This is a genomic window from Rathayibacter sp. Leaf299, from assembly GCF_001423055.1.
Classification (GTDB): domain Bacteria; phylum Actinomycetota; class Actinomycetes; order Actinomycetales; family Microbacteriaceae; genus Rathayibacter; species Rathayibacter caricis.
In genome coordinates, this window is record NZ_LMNT01000001.1 from 476,620 (window position 1) to 491,455 (window position 14,836).

A 14,836-nucleotide genomic window follows, 5' to 3' on the forward strand; every position below is an offset into this window, starting at 1 on the left:
GGGTTCCTCACGGGCTGCGGAGTGGGAGGGGTGCCGGCGGCGGGTGGGGTCCCGCCGCCGGCGACGGGGATCAGAGTCCGTCGCGGTCGCGACGCGGGGTGACTCCGTCGTCGTCGACCTCGATCTCCTCGTGGCGGACGTCCTCGGTGACCTGCTGCTGCTCGGTGACCGTCTCGGTGCCGAGCGAGACGCGCTCGACGGGGACCGTCTCCTTCGCGGCGACGACGCGGTCCTCGGTCAGCACGACCTCGTGCTCCTCCTCGCTGAGCTCGGGGCCGGAGGTGGCGGCGCCGACGTTCGCGTCGGTGATGGGCTCGCGGACCACGCGGACCTCGTCGTGCGAGACGGGGACGGTGACGCTCTCCTGCTCGGTCACGATGTGCTTGCGCAGGCGGGCGCGGCCGGTGGTGACCTGCTCGGTGCCGACGTGCAGCTGCTCCTCGGAACGCGTCATGGCGTCGTCCGTGGTCGGGCCGGAGGTGTCACGGCCGACGTTCGTGTCGACTCCGGTGGTGCCGGTGCCGGTCGCGTCGAGCCCGGTGGTGCCGGTGCCGGTCGTCGTGTCGGCGTAGCCCGCCGCGCCGTCCACGCCGTTCGAGACGGAGGCGGCGCCGGAGAGGTTGTAGTAGCGGTACAGCTCGGCCTCCTCGTCCTCGGTGAGGGAGCCGTCGGCGTCGATGTTCGGGGCGTCCTTCACGAAGGACTTGTCGTACGGGACGGTGAGGCGGTCGCCGTCGAAGGAGGCGCCCTCGAGGGGGACGAAGGTCTCCTTGGTGCCGAAGAGGCCGGTGCGCACGGTCGCCCAGACGGGGTTCCCGGTGTCGTCGGCGAGATAGACCTGCTCGACCGAGCCGATCTTGTCGCCGTCCGATCCGTAGACGGTCGAGCCGTAGATGCTGTCGATAGCGGTGGTGTCGATCATGGGACTTCCTTGCTTCTCGAGTGCCGGTGGGGCGGAGGAAGGACGGCCCGAGTCGACGCCGTCCTCGATACCGACGGTAGGCAGGATGGCCGCGGAGCGAAGGCCCGTTGACAGTTCCCTCGGGCGGGGGAGTATGCTCCCGCGCCTCTCCTGAGGAGGCACCGAGGTCGGGAGCGTGAGGCGGCGAGTTCGGAGATCATCCCGTCGCGGACCGCCGTCGCCTCGCCCGCTCACGCTCTTGTGGGCGCGTCCGGACTGTCGCTGCCCGACGGCTTCGAGCGAGAGCGGGGGCGACGCAGCGCGAGCAGTGCGGTCACAGCACACGAGAGGACGAGTGCGCCGTACCCGTACGCGATCTGGTCGGGTGCGAGGACGTCCGCGAGGCGTCCCGCGGCAAGTCCCGGGATCGCGGCGCCGCTGTAGGAGATGAGGTAGAGCGTCGCGAGGAGTCCGGCGCGAGCTCGAGAAGCTCTTCCGCTCCACCCTGCGGACGCGGTTCGAGATCCGCCTCGACGACATCCCGTCCTCCGCCGGGCCCCGCGACCACTCCTTCCGTGCAGCGTTCTGACCCGCACCAGGACCCTCTCCGGTGCTGCCGCTGCGACTGCTCGGACCCGATCCTTCGACTTCCACTGCGCCCGTTCGTTCCGTGTACGACCCACCTAGGAAGCACACCCATGAAGAACATCACTGCCCGATCCTCAGAAGGCCCCCGCAACGTCGGCGGCCGGAGCATCCTGCTCGGCGCCGCGACAGCTCCCCTCGCTGTCGCACTCGCCGGCTGCACGCCCGCCGCCTCCGACACCCCGTCACCGAGGACTGCCGCCGGCACCACCACGAGCACGGTCGCCTCAGCGACCACGCTCTCCGGCCGCCGGATGCTCGCAGAGCTGGAGGTGTCGAGCGTCGGACTGGGAACGCAGACGCTGCACGGGCTCCTCTACGGCCCCGTCTCCAGCCGCGAGAACGTCGTCGACTTCATCCGCACCGCCGTCGATCAGGGCGTGACCTTCTTCGACACCGCGGAAGCCTACGGACCGTTCGAGTGCGAACGGATCCTCGGCGAGGGACTGCGATCAGTGCGCGACGACGTCGTCATCGCGTCGGAGTTCGGGTGGAACGTCGACCTGGAGACCGGACAGATGCTCGGAGGCTTCAACAGCCGCCCCGACCACATCCGCGACGCCGTCGACGGGATGCTCGAGCGCCTCGGAACCGACCACATCGACCTGCTCTACCAGCACCGAGTCGACCCCGCCGTCCCGATCGAGGATGTCGCCGGGGCCGTCCAGGACCTCATCTCCGAAGGGAAGGTGCTGCACTTCGGGCTCTCCGAGCCGGGCCTGGAGACGATCCGACGCGCCCACGCCGTCCAGCCGCTGACCGCGATCCAGAGCGAGTACTCCCTGCTCTGGCGTGGACCTGAGGAGGGAGTCCTCCCGCTCTCCGCCGGGGTGGTGATCTCGACCGCTGCGACGAGGTCGTCCTTGATGGTCAACGTGACGTCCTGATGGGAGGGACCGGACCCGTACCACCCCTCTGCGAAGTACTCACCGTCCTCGTACGACGTCACCTCGACGTCCGGGGCCGGCGAAGGGTTCGTGGGAGTGACGACGGGTGCGGGGGCCGAAGCGGTCGCGTTCTCGGACGCGGTCGATGTCGCGGGCTCGGCCTGTTCTCTGGAGCACGCGGACGTCATCGCGCTGAACGCGATCACCCCGAGAGCCGCGGCGGTCCGTCTCGTGGTGCTGCGTGTACGTGTGCCGGAGAAGTGAGTCGATGCGGGCATGCGGGCAACGCTAGGCGCGGACCGGCCGAGGAGGGAGGGACCAGTACTACCCCGATGATCCTCGGGAGACCCCTCGCGTCAGAGGGTGAGTACCTGCCACTGCCGCCCCGCTCAGGTGCTGCCTACGGTGATGCATGGCGGGACGGAGTTCTCGGCGGTGACCCACCGGCCTTCATGGCCGACGCCGACGCGGAGCTGTCATCCGACGGCCGCGACCACTGGCAAGTGGTCGTGGCGAAATCGGCCGCTCTGCACGAGATCGCCCCGCTGCTGAGCGTCGAGGACCTCGCGCGGCGTGCGATGCCGGTACTCGTCGTCGCCGGGGACGACGACGAGGTGCGCTTCGAGGACCTCGTCGAGATGTGTGCGGCATCGCCTGACGGCGAGTGGCGGCTCAGCCCTTGAGACCGCCGGCGAGGAGGTCGGCTCGCCAGAACCGCTGCAGGACGAGCACGAGGATGATCAGCGGGATGACGGAGACCGCTGAGCCCATGATCACCAGCGGGTAGAGGTCGGAGTCGCCGGCGCCTTTCGAGAGGAAGGTGTAGAGCCCGAGGGTGATGGGGTACTTGTCCTGGTCGCTGAGCATGATGAAGGGGAGCAGGAAGTTGTTCCAGATGCCGACGAACTGGAGCAGGAACACGGTGACGAGTCCCTGGGACATCATCGGCAGCGCGATCGCTCCGAAGATGCGTATCTCGCTCGCGCCGTCGATGCGGGCGGCTTCGAGGGTGTCGTCCGGTACGGCGGCGGCGGCGAAGACGCGGCAGAGGAAGATGCCGAACGGGTTGATGATGACGGGCAGCAGCACGGACCAGTAGGTCCCGGCGATACCGACGCTCGCGAGCAGCAGGTACTGCGGGACGGCGAGCACGATGCCGGGCACGAGCACGCCCGCGAGGATCGCGGCGAAGAGCGTGTCGCGGCCTCGGAAGCGGAACTTGGCGAGTGCGTAGCCGGCCATGGCCGAGACGAGGGTCGAGGCGACGGCGCCGACTCCGGCGTAGAGGACGCTGTTCAGTCCCCACTGCCAGAACTGCCCTCCGCCGTAGGCGCTGAGCGCGACGAGGTTGTCGAGCATTCCGGAGCCGGGCGCGAACGAGAAGGTCGTGAACAGTTCGCGCGGCGACTTCGAGGCGGCGATGACCACCCAGAGGACGGGGACGAGGCAGTACAGGGCTCCCAGGAGGAGCGCGGCGGTGGCCAGGGTCGAGCCGAGCGGTCGGCGCGGTGCTCGGGGAGGAGTCCGACGGTCTCCTCGAGCGGACGTCGCCCGCTGCTCCTGAGCGTCGGTGGGGGCGGAGGAGTGCAGTGCGGTGCTCATCAGTTGTCTCCGAAGGTGCGGCGCTGGAAGAAGCGGAGGACGAGCAGCGAGAAGCCGAGGATGCCGATCGCGAGGACGACGGAGGCGGCTGCAGCGCCTCCGAGGTTGTCGTTGGTGAACGCCTCGCGGTAGATCTTCATCAGAGGCACCCAGGTCGACGAGATGGTCGTCGTCAGGGGCCGCAGGGTCGCGGGTTCGCTGTAGAGCTGGATGGTGCCGATGATCGAGAACAGGCCGGTCAGAACGAGCGCCGGGGTCACGAGCGGGATCTTGATCCGCCAGGCGATCTGCAGCTCGTTCGCCCCGTCGATGCGGGCCGCTTCATAGATCTCGGTGGGGATCGCTCGGAGCGACGTGAAGATGATGATCATGTTGAAGCCGACGCCGGACCAGAGCGCGATGTTGGCCAACGAGAAGTACAGCGCGGGGCCCTCGAAGAAGCCGACGGATCCGCCGCCGAGCGCACGGGTGATCCAGCTCACCGGGCTCGTGCTGGGCAGGTAGAGGAAGCCCCAGAGCAGGCTCGCGATGACGCCGGGGACGGCGTAGGGCAGGAAGATGACGGTCCGCGAGAAGCTTCGGGCCCTCACGCGCGGAGTGTCGAGCAGGAGCGCGAACAGCAGGGCCAGGCCCAGGACGCTCGGGATCGCGATGAGTCCGTAGAGCAGGACCCGGCCGAGGCCCGCGACGAACTCCGGATCGGTGAGCGCGGCGACGTAGTTGTCGAAGCCGACCCAGGTCTCCACGCGTCGGCCGAAGGCGCCGCCCCCGTCGACAACGAAGCCGCGGAAGCTGAGGTAGATCGCGTAGAGGATCGGGATGATCAGGAAGGCGACGAAGAAGGCGATCGCCGGTCCGGCGAACATCCACGGCACGAGGGCGCTGCGCGCTGATCGGCGCCGGGTGGTGGCGGGTGGTCGCTCCCGCAGGGCGGTGCTGTCGACGGTGGCTGACATCAGCGGCTCGTGCTCCGTTGCTCGGTGGTGCTGGGGAGTGGTGCGAGGGAGGAGGGGCGGTGGGTGCCGCCCCTCCCGGTGGTCACTCGGTGACCGTGTAGCCCTGCTTCTCGAGGTCGGCGACGACCGCGTCCTGCGTGGCCGTGTAGACGTCGCGGAAGGAGGTCTTGCTCAGCGCCGCCTCGTTGAGGGCGTCGCCGAAGGTCGACGCGGCGACGTTCACGTTGGGGCCCCATACGACCGGCACCGTCGTGTTCGCGATGACCTCGTCGGCGACCTGGTAGAAGTCCGTCTGCTGCGGCATCAGCTTCGGGGGCGCCGCGCTCAGCGTCGCCTCGCGGCCGGCGTTCCCGCCCGGGAAGATGTCGAGGGTGAGCAGCAGCTCCGAGCCCTCGTCCGACGCGCCGAGCCAGGCGGCGAACTTCGCCGCCTCCTCCGCGTGCTGCGACTTCTCGGGAACGAGGTAAGCGGATCCGCCGAGGAACGGCACGGCCGCGTCGCCGGCGGTCCACTGCGGAAGGGGTGCGGACTCCCACTTGCCCGCGGTGTCCGGGGCGACGGAGTAGATGACGCTCGGCGCCCAGGAGGCGGCGGCCCAGCTGAGGATCTTGCCGCTGTTGGCCTTCGCGTTCCACTCCGGAGTGAGCAGGGGCTCGACCGTGACGAGGTCGCGGTCGACGAGGTCCTGCCAGAAGTCGGCGGTCTGCAGCGACTCCTCGCTGTCGATGTCGACCGACCAGGCGTCGCCGTCGTTCGTCCACCACTGAGCGCCGGCCTGCGCGGCGTGCGAGGCGAAGAACTCGAACTGCGTGGCCGAGAAGCTGGCGATGTACGCCTCCGGGTCGGCGGTGTGGATCTTCTCGGCGGCGTCCGCGTACTCGGCCCAGGTGGTGGGGACGGCCACGCCGTACTGCTCGAACAGGTCGGCGCGGTAGGTCAGCATCATCGGGCCGATGTCCTGCGGGACGCCGTAAACCTCGTCGCCGAACGTGGTGAGGTCCCAGATGTTCTGCTCGACGCCGCCCTTCGCGTCGGCGACGTCCTCGGTGATGTCCTTCACGGCTCCCGAGACGACGAGCGACGGCAGGGCGAAGTACTCGACCTGAACGACATCGGGCGCCTCGTCGGCGCGGTCGGCGGCGAGGAGCTTCGATGCCGTCTCGGCGGTGCCGCCCACCTCGGAGAGCTTCACCGTGACGTCGGGGTTCTCCTCGTTGTATCGGTCGATGATCGCCTGAGCGGCGGGGTCACCGCCCTTGAGGCTGTACGTCCAGAACTCGAGCTCGACCGGGCCGCCGGCCTCAGCGCCGCTGGAGCAAGCGGACAGCGAGAAGGCCAGTGCTGCCGCGGCGAGCACCCCGCCCGCTCGGATGGTGCGACGGCGGCGTGCTGCTGCCGAGGCGTGTGCAGTTTCGGAACGGGCTGCGGACATCCCACATCTCCTTCGACGTGTACCCGCCCCGGTGAATCCCGGGTGCGGTGCGGTGCTGTTGAGGGCTCTTGGCGCCCGGACCTATGCTGATGTTAACGTTGTCATCTGTCAAGCGCATCAGCGCCGCACCTCGAGGGAAGCCATGGCCGTCTTCACCAACCCCGTCCTCCCGGGGTTCCATCCCGACCCGTCGGTCTGCCGCGTCGGCGACGACTACTACCTCGTCGTCTCCTCTTTCGCCTACCTCCCCGGAATTCCGGTGTTCCACAGCAGGGACCTGGTGTCGTGGATTCCGATCGGCCACGTCTTCGACCGCCCGGGCGTCATCGACCTCGGCGGTCTGGACGTCTCCGACGGGCTGTGGGCTCCGACGATCCGGCACCACCGCGGTGTCTTCTACGTCGTCACCACCATTGCCCGCGAACGGCAGGGGATCCTCACGCTGCTCGCGACGGCCACCACCCCCGCTGGCCCCTGGTCCGACCCGGTCACCCTCGACGCGGAGGGGATCGACCCGTCCCTCTTCTTCGACGACGACGGACGCTGCTGGTTCACGGGATGCCGCGACGCGCTCCATCCCGCCGTCGGAGGGCCGGGGGAGCTGTGGATGCGCGAACTCGACCTCGACACGCTGCGACTGATCGGTCCGACGCACGTCCTCTGGCACGGCGCCGTCCGCGGAGCGTGGGTCGAAGGGCCCCACATCCACCGACGCGGCGACGACTACTTCCTCATCGCGGCCGAAGGGGGCACCGAGGGGAACCACTCGGTCACCGTCGCTCGCGCTGAGACGGTGGCCGGCCCTTACACAGGCGACCCTCGGAACCCGCTCCTCACCCATCGGCACCACGGTCCGGAGGAGCTCATTCAGAACGTCGGCCACGCCGACCTGGTGGAGACGGCGACGGGGGAGACCTGGGCAGTGCTGCTCGGCACCCGCCCGAGCGAGGGACACCACGTGCTCGGCCGCGAGGTGTTCCTGGTACCGGTGTCGTGGAGCGCGGCGGGGCCGGTCTTCGCCCCGGGCACCGGCCGCGTCCGGAGCTTGGAGACGCGACCACGGATGACCGCGTCGGCCGAGAGCAGTGCGACGAGTCGCCGCGAAGCACCGGATGGATCCGGTCTGCGTCCGGACGTGAACGGTGCGCTCGGACCGGAGTGGCTCTCCCTGCGCGCGCTTCCCCCTCGCTGCCCCGATGGCGTGCTCTCGCTGCCGACCGGATCGGGGACCCTCGCCGGTCGCGGCCGCCCCTCGTTCGTCGGCCGCAGGCAGACGTCGATGCACTTCACCGCCACCCTCGTCGTCGACTTCGCACCGCTCGAGGCGGGGGAGGAGGCGGGGCTGGCGCTGCACCAGGGCGAGTCGGGGCACGTCACGGTGACCGTGCGCCGCGGGCGGGAGGGGCGCGAGCTCGTCCTGTCGGAGTTCGCCGCAGGTGTCCGCACGGACACGGCTGTCGCGGAGCTGCCGGACGGCGACGTCGAGATCCTGGTGGGCGCGGCGGGCCTCGACTACACGATCGCCTTCCGGCCCTCCGGTCACCTGCTCCCGACCCGGCTCGGGCAGGCGGATGGACGACTGCTCAGTACGCAGACCGCCGGCGGCTTCGTCGGAGTCCTGCTCGGCCCCTATGCCACGGCGAACGGACACCGGTCCACCGCATCAGCGCGGTTCCCGCACTTCGACTACCTCGACGTGAGTGCAGAGGAGGACGTGCGCAGCGCCTTCGCGGAATCAGCCGCTCGGCTGGTTCCGGCGGTCTGACCGACCAGTCCGCTCCTCGGCGCAGCGGTGCTCTCACGCAGGACGAGGTCCGGGGGGATCCGCGCCACACGCGGCGCGTCCCCCCGCATCATCTCGGTCAGGATCCTGATGGAGAGCGACCCGAGATTCACGAAGTCCTGACGGACGGTGGTCAGGGCCGGCACGAGGTACCCGGCGCCCGCGATGTCGTCGAAGCCGACGAGGGACACGTCCTCCGGCACGCTGACACCTCGACGCGCGAAAGCGGCCAGGACACCCATGGTCATGTGGTCGTTGCCCACGAAGATCGCCGTCGGCAGAGCCTCCGGCCGCTCGAGCAGCTCGTTCGCGAGACGGAATCCGCTGTCGGCCGTGAAGTCGCCCTCGAGCAGCAGGCCCTCGCCTCGACCGGCGGAGTGCAGTTCTGTACGCCACCCCTCCACGCGCGCGCGAGCATCGAAGGTGCGCAGCGCGCCGCTGATGTGAGCCACCGAAGAGTGCCCCAGCTCGAGCAGGTGACGGACGGCCAGGCGGGCCCCGAGCACCTGATCGAGCTCGACGAAGCTCAGACCGGTCCCCTCGACCTGACCCGACATGACGACCGTCGTGGGGACGCGCGTGTGAACGGACGCGAGCGCCTCCACGGCGAGCGGACGGTCGGCGATGACGGCGATGCCCTCGACGGCCTGATCCGACAGCCTGCTCAGCGTCTCCTCCAGGTCGCCCTGGTCGCCCCCCTGCCAGCTCGCGAGTGTCACCCAGAATCCGGCGCTCTTCGCCTCGCTCTCGACACCGAGCAGGATCCGCGGCAGCTCGAACAACTCCGACCCGGCGATGACCACTCCGATCGTCGACGATCGGCCGCTCTTCAAGGCTCGCGCGAGGCTGTTCCGGCGATAGCCGAGTTCCTCGATCGCGGCCTCCACCTTCGCGCGCGTCTCCGGCCGGACGGGAGGGTGCCCGTTCAGGACCCGCGACACCGTCACATGCGACACGCCTGCCAACCGAGCCACGTCCACCATGCCGGGTGCCTTGACCATGGATCCTCCCGACATCGCTGTGAGCTGTACCGACGCCGAAGATTGCGCAAGCGCCATGACAACGTTACCCGTAGCAGACCAAGGACCCACGGGATCGTGAGCACGACTGTCCGACGGCAGCCCCGCGTGGCCCCGCTACGGCCGTCGGTACGGAGCGGGGCCACGCGGGGCTGCCGCTCCGCTACTTGATCGAGCCGCGCATCACTCCGCTGACCACCCAGCGCTGGGCGAACAGGTAGACGATCAGCAGCGGGGCCATCGCCATGAGGTAGGACGCGAAGGCGACCGTGTAGTTCGTGTTGAACTGCCCCTGGAAGACGTACTCGGCGAGCGGGAGGGTGCGGGCGGCGGGGTCCGAGAGCACGACGAGCGGCAGGATGAAGTCGTTCCACGCCCAGACGCAGGTCAGGATGCCGACGGTGGCGTTCATCGGTCCGAGCAGCGGGAAGATCACCTGCCAGTAGGTGCGCCAGGTCGACGCCCCGTCGGTGCGCGCCGCCTCCTCGAGCTCGATGGGGATCGAGCGGATGAAGGCCGTGTAGATGAACGTGTTGATCGACAGGCCGAAGACCGCGTAGAGCAGGATCAGGCCGACCTGGTTGTCCAGGCCCAGCAGGGCGGTCTCCTTCACGACCGGCAGCATGATGATCGGGAAGGGCACGAAGACCGCGGCGAGCAGGTAGAAGTAGACGCCCTTGAAGAACGGCTTGTCGAGGTTGCGGGCGACGGCGTACGCGACCATCGAGTTCGAGAAGAGCGTCAGGACGACGGCTCCGACCGTGATGAGCGCCGTGTTCACGAACGCCTGAGGGAACCGGGTCGCGGTCCACGCCTCGGCGAAGTTGCCCCACGAGATCGAGGTCGGCAGCTCGAAGCCGGTGCCGCCGAGCTGGTCCGGCGTCTTCAGCGCCGTCACGACGGCGAAGTAGAGCGGCAGGAGGATCGTGAGCGAGCAGACGGCGATCAGCGCGGTCGCCCACCAGTTGATCCGGTAGGTGTCGCGGGAGGGGCGGCGCTTACCGGTGCCGTCCTGGCCGAGGGCGATGGCGGTGGTGGGAGTGACGGTGGCGGTCATCAGAACGACGCCTCTCTGCGGCTGAGGACCCGGAACTGGATCAGCGAGACCACGATGATGATGAGGAAGTAGAGGACGGCGTTGGCCGTCTGGTAGGCGTACTCGCCGCCCTGGAAGCCGCCGCGGTAGATGAGCAGCGTGATCGACTCCGTCGAGGTGCCCGGCCCGCCGTTCGTCAGCGCCACGATGTGGTCGAAGACCTGCAGGAAGTTCTTCATCGAGATGACCATGTTGATGGTGAAGAACGAGGCGATCAGCGGGAACGTGATCGAGGTGAACTGGCGCCAGGTCGACGCTCCGTCGAGCGAGGTCGCCTCGTACAGCTCCCCCGGGATCGTCTGCAGGCCGGCGAGGTAGATGATGATCGAGAAGGCCGACGCCTGCCAGACCGCCAGGACCACGATCGCGACCCAGGCCCAGTCCGGGTTCGCGAGGATGTTCTCCCCGACGACCGGGATGCCTCCGAGGATCTGCGGCAGCGAGTTCGCGAAGAGGTACTGGAACACGTACCCGATGACCAGCGTCGAGAGCACGTACGGGATGAAGTAGATGCCCCGGAACGCGGTCTGGAACTTGATCTTCGCGTTCAGCGCGATGGCGATGGCCAGCGAGATGACGTTGACGAGGATCGTCGCCACGATCGCGAAGCCGAAGGTGAAGCCGTAGGCCTTCCAGACCCGGTCGTCCTGGAGGAGGGCGACGTAGTTGGAGAAGCCGATCAGGTCCCACGCGCCGTAGCCGGCGTAGTTCGTGAAGCTGAAGAAGATGCCGGTGAGCACCGGCACGGTGTGCAGCACGAAGAAGAGGAGGACCGCGGGGATCGTCATCCAGTAGAAGGTCTTCGAGGTGCGGCCGATCGTGCGCTTGCGCGGCGAGCGGGGCGGAGTCGTCGCGAGCGTCTGCGCGGGCGCCGTGGTGGTCGTGGTCATGGGCCGGGTCACTTCCTGGTCGTGCGTGCCGCGACTTTGCGCCACTCACTGTCGAGGGTCCGGAGCGCCGCATCGGCGTCCCCGTCGGCGAGGAACGCCTGGAGGGTGGGGTTGAGCGGGATGCTCGCGGGGATCTGGTGGTCGACGAAGCCGATCAGGCGCCCCTCGGCGAAGTACGGCTGCAGCTCGGCGAGGGTCGGGTCGGCGTTGGGCGCGGCGTCGACGAGCGGCGAGTACGCGGCCTGGCTGGCGACGTACGGCTCGACGACACCGGGGGTGAGCAGGAAGTCGACGAAGCGGCGGGCCGCCTCGAGCTTCGGGGTGCCGCGTCCGATCGCGATCGCGACGTCGACCCCGGAGGTGACGCGGGTCTCGGCGGGATCGTCGAGCACCGGGTAGGGGAAGACGCCGAGGTCGATGTCGGGGTTGTTCGTGCGGACCGGGTTGATCGCCCAGATGCCCTGCGCGTACATCGCGGCCTCGCCGGCGGCGAAGGCCTGATTGCCGTCGTCGTAGCCGCGGCCGAACGCGCCCTCCTGGGTGTAGGAGAAGAGCGTGCCGAGTCGCTCCATCGTGGTCGCGTAGTCCTTCGAGAACGAGACCGGAGAGTCGGGGCCGAGGTCCGCCCCCTCCTGCCGCAGCGCCTCGAAGAAGCCCTCGGGCTGGAGCTGCCCGCCGATGGCGTTGAAGGCGGGGGCGCCGGTCCAGTTGTCGAGCAGGGCGCCGTAGAACGGAGTGACGCCCGCGGCGACCAGGGCGTCGCAGACCGCGATCAGCTCGCTCCAGGTCGTCGGCACCTCGAGGCCGTTCTCGGCGAAGATCGTGCGGTTGTAGAGGATGCCGTCGGCGTTGTTCGCGAACGCGAGGGCGTTGATCTCGTCGCCCTCGAAGCTGCCGAGGTCGGCGAGGATCTCGAGCGCCGCGGGATTCACCCGGTCGACGAGCTCGTCGCCCGTGAAGTCGTGGAAGACGCCGGCTTTCGCGAGGTCCGCGTAGTAGCCGCTGCCGTTCAGGGTCAGCACGTCGGGGACCTTGTCCTTGACCAGGAGCGTTCGGATCGCCGTGTCCGGGTCGGGCACGTTGTTGGCGATCACGCGGATGTCGGGGTTCGCCGCCTCGAAGTCGCGGATGATGCGCGCGAAGTCCTCGACCGCCTCGGCCTTGAACTGGAAGAAGTCGAGGGTGGTCACGCCGTCCGCAGCCCCGGGGGAGGCGCAGGAGGCGAGGGCCGCAGCGGACGCCGCGGCGAGGGGGACGGAGAGGAAGAGCCTCCGGGAGAACCCGGGGGGATCGTGTCGGGGGGTCATGCAGCGCCTCCTTGCGCGGGGGGATGAGATCGAGCGCGCTGGCTCACGAGGTGATGCCGGCGCGGGGATCGGCGAACGGTCCGCCGGTGGAGTGAACGAGGAAGGCCGATCAGATCGCCGTGAGGATGAGGACGACGAGCTGCTCGGGAGCGAGGACGGGCGCCTGCAGGCCGACGGTCGCCAGCACTCGTCCGCTGAGGACGGTCTCGCGTTCGGTCCAGGGGAGCGGCGACTGCCCGGGACCGCCGAGGGGCGAGGTGACCGGCGCCAGCCGCACGGAGTAGGCGGCGTCCGGGTCGAGTCCGGGGAGGGTCATGCGTCCCGGCGGGTAGCTCTCGCCGGTGCGCAGCTGGGCGAAGGTGAACAGGGCGGCCGAGTGGTCGGCGGCGACCACGCCCGAGAGCGCGGCCGCATCATCCGCGAGGTCGGCGCGCACGGCGGTGCCGGTGTGCAGCAGTACGCGGTGCTCGCGGTGGAAGGCGACCCAGGCTGCCAGTTCGTCCTCGACGGCGGGGTCGAGATCCGAGACGTCCCACTCGATGCCGAGGTGCCCGGGCAGTGCAGTGCCCGCACGGAACGCGAGCGACTGGGTGCGGCCGGTCGAGTGCGACTGGGGGCCGCCGATGTGCTGTCCCATCAGCTCAGGTGGAACGACGAGCTGCGTGTAGGGCTGGATGGTCTGCCGCTCGAGTGGGTCGATGCAGTCGCTGGTCCAGATCCGGTCGGTGCGAGCGAGGATCCCGAGGTCGACACGGGCGCCTCCGGAGGCGCAGGACTCGATCTCGACTCCTGGGTGCCGTGCACGCAGCTCGTCGAGCAGCCGGTAGAGCGCGAGCACGTTCTCGCGCACGGCCGCTCGCCCCGTGGCCGGGGACACCGCCTCGATCAGGTCGCGGTTATGATCCCACTTGAGGTAGGCGATCGGGTATTCGGCCAGCAGCGCGTCGAGAGCGCCGAGCATGTGGTCGAACGCGCCCGGCTGCGAGAGATCGAGGACCTGCTGCTGCCGTCCCGAGGGCGGCAGATGCCCGGCTGGTCCGAGGATCCACTCCGGGTGCGCGCGCGCCAGTTCGGAGTCGGGGCTGATCATCTCCGGCTCGACCCAGAGGCCGAACTGCATCCCGAGCCCGGTGACGGCGTCGATGATCGGCGAGAGACCCTGGGGCCAGACGTCGGGATCGACGGTCCAGTCGCCGAGGCCGGCGGTGTCGTCGCGCCGACCGAGGAACCAGCCGTCGTCGAGGACGAACCGCTCGACGCCGATCCGCGCGGCGCGCGCGGCGAGGGCGGTGAGACGCCCGAGGTCGTGGTCGAAGTAGACCGCCTCCCAGGTGTTGAGTGTGACCGGTCGCGGAGTCGAGGGGTGCTGCGGTCGCGCACGGACCGATGCGTGGAACCGGGACTGCAGCGCGGTGAGGCCGTCACCCCAGGAGCCGTAGGCGACGGGGGTCTCGTAGCTCTCGCCCTGCGCCAGCTCGACCTCGGCCGGGCGCAGCAGCTCCCCGGTAGCGAGGAACGAGACGCCCTCGACCGTGCGCTCGGCGCGGACGGCGGAGTTCCCGCTCCAGCCGAAGTGGACGCCGTGCACGAGACCGCGCTCCCATCCGAAGCCGGGAGTGCCGACGGCGAGCAGGAGGGTCGCATCCGCTCCGGGGCGTCCGCGCCGCGTCGTACGGACGTGCTCGCCGATCGTCAGTTCGTGGCGCTGCGGGTGGCGTTCCCGCAGATGGTGACCGGTGGTGTCCAGGATCTCCCGCGCGGTGGCGGGAAGGGGGAAGCCGAGCTCCAGTCGCTCGAGGCGGAAGGGTCGGGCGTCGAGGTTCTCGACCCGGGCCCTCTGGGTGAGCAGACCGGCGGTGTCGACCTCCAGGTCGATCGTCACGCGCACGCCTGCTCCGATCGCGCTGATGCGCAAGGAGGAGCCGATCGACTCGATGCTCACGACGTCGAAACGCTCCGACGCCGTGCTGCGGTCGTGCGTGCCCTCGAACGTCGGCGCGTGCTGCCAGCCGTCGGCTTCGACGGCGACGAGTCCGAGGGGGGCGAAGGCGTCGAGTCCGCCGGACACGCGCTGCGGAAGAGCGGCGTCGACGAGAGAAGTTAGTTCAGTGGAGGAAAGATTCCCGAGCGCGGCACCCCAGTGGACGATCGTCGGGAAGGTCTCGAGCCGGGCGTCGACCACCACGCTCGTGCCGCCGCTCTCCAGGTGGAACAGGCGGGATTCGAGGCCGATCCGGGCGTGGGACTCGTTCGTGGACGCGATGCTGCGGTGCATGCGTTATTTCTATAGCAGAAGTAATAGGGGTGTCAAGGCGATC

At 69.4% G+C, this 14,836-nt stretch carries 13 protein-coding genes; 4 read left to right on the plus strand and 9 right to left on the minus strand.

The features are described from left to right. Positions 1-70 precede the first annotated feature (70 nt). Positions 71-922, minus strand: a complete 852-nt coding sequence (locus ASF48_RS02140) for a DUF2382 domain-containing protein (RefSeq protein ID WP_055785686.1) — start codon at positions 920-922, stop codon at positions 71-73. 677 nt (positions 923-1,599) lie between these two features. Between ASF48_RS02140 and ASF48_RS02145 the strand changes: the two genes are divergently transcribed. The 3 genes from ASF48_RS02145 (at position 1,600) to ASF48_RS02150 (ending at position 3,116) form a co-directional block, all read left to right on the plus strand. Then, a complete protein-coding gene (locus ASF48_RS02145; protein ID WP_082480921.1) occupies positions 1,600-2,433 on the plus strand; it encodes an aldo/keto reductase in 834 nt (277 codons plus the stop codon). Positions 2,434-2,529: 96 nt separating this feature from the next. Further along, positions 2,530-2,697, plus strand: a complete 168-nt coding sequence (locus ASF48_RS19210; RefSeq protein WP_157603019.1) for a hypothetical protein — start codon at positions 2,530-2,532, stop codon at positions 2,695-2,697. Positions 2,698-2,885: 188 nt separating this feature from the next. Beyond that, positions 2,886-3,116, plus strand: a complete 231-nt coding sequence (locus ASF48_RS02150) for a hypothetical protein (protein WP_055785690.1) — start codon at positions 2,886-2,888, stop codon at positions 3,114-3,116. On the opposite strand, the gene ASF48_RS02155 is transcribed toward ASF48_RS02150, so the two are convergent. The 3 genes from ASF48_RS02155 to ASF48_RS02165 all read right to left on the minus strand — a co-directional run bounded on the left by ASF48_RS02155 (position 3,106) and on the right by ASF48_RS02165 (position 6,423). Next, positions 3,106-4,035, minus strand: coding sequence for a carbohydrate ABC transporter permease (locus ASF48_RS02155; protein WP_157603020.1), 930 nt, complete (start codon positions 4,033-4,035; stop codon positions 3,106-3,108). The genes ASF48_RS02150 and ASF48_RS02155 overlap by 11 nt on opposite strands. Next, entirely contained in the window at positions 4,035-4,991 is a 957-nt protein-coding gene (locus ASF48_RS02160) for a carbohydrate ABC transporter permease (RefSeq protein WP_055785696.1), read from the minus strand. Before ASF48_RS02160 ends, ASF48_RS02155 begins: the two co-directional genes overlap by 1 nt. Before the next feature lie 82 nt (positions 4,992-5,073). Then, positions 5,074-6,423: an ABC transporter substrate-binding protein gene (locus tag ASF48_RS02165; protein ID WP_055785699.1), complete on the minus strand. Its 1,350-nt coding sequence runs from the start codon at positions 6,421-6,423 to the stop codon at positions 5,074-5,076. Between the two features lie 142 nt (positions 6,424-6,565). On the opposite strand from ASF48_RS02165, the gene ASF48_RS02170 reads away from it, so the two are divergent. Beyond that, the gene (locus tag ASF48_RS02170) at positions 6,566-8,188 is read left to right on the plus strand and encodes a glycoside hydrolase family 43 protein (protein WP_055785702.1); all 1,623 of its coding nucleotides are present in this window, start codon (positions 6,566-6,568) and stop codon (positions 8,186-8,188) included. Here the strand turns inward: ASF48_RS02170 and ASF48_RS02175 are convergent. The 5 genes from ASF48_RS02175 to ASF48_RS02195 form a co-directional block, all read right to left on the minus strand. Then, a complete protein-coding gene (locus tag ASF48_RS02175) occupies positions 8,110-9,207 on the minus strand; it encodes a LacI family DNA-binding transcriptional regulator (RefSeq protein WP_082480922.1) in 1,098 nt (365 codons plus the stop codon). The genes ASF48_RS02170 and ASF48_RS02175 overlap by 79 nt on opposite strands. A gap of 181 nt (positions 9,208-9,388) precedes the next feature. After that, positions 9,389-10,282 carry a carbohydrate ABC transporter permease gene (locus ASF48_RS02180; RefSeq protein WP_082480923.1) on the minus strand — a complete coding sequence of 298 codons (894 nt, stop codon included), beginning with the start codon at positions 10,280-10,282 and terminating at the stop codon, positions 9,389-9,391. Beyond that, positions 10,282-11,211 carry a carbohydrate ABC transporter permease gene (locus ASF48_RS02185; RefSeq protein WP_055785705.1) on the minus strand — a complete coding sequence of 310 codons (930 nt, stop codon included), beginning with the start codon at positions 11,209-11,211 and terminating at the stop codon, positions 10,282-10,284. Before ASF48_RS02185 ends, ASF48_RS02180 begins: the two co-directional genes overlap by 1 nt. An 8-nt stretch (positions 11,212-11,219) precedes the next feature. Then, positions 11,220-12,518: an ABC transporter substrate-binding protein gene (locus ASF48_RS02190; RefSeq protein ID WP_055785707.1), complete on the minus strand. Its 1,299-nt coding sequence runs from the start codon at positions 12,516-12,518 to the stop codon at positions 11,220-11,222. Positions 12,519-12,627: 109 nt separating this feature from the next. Then, a complete protein-coding gene (locus ASF48_RS02195; RefSeq protein ID WP_055785709.1) occupies positions 12,628-14,793 on the minus strand; it encodes an alpha-galactosidase in 2,166 nt (721 codons plus the stop codon). Between the last annotated feature and the right edge of the window lie 43 nt (positions 14,794-14,836).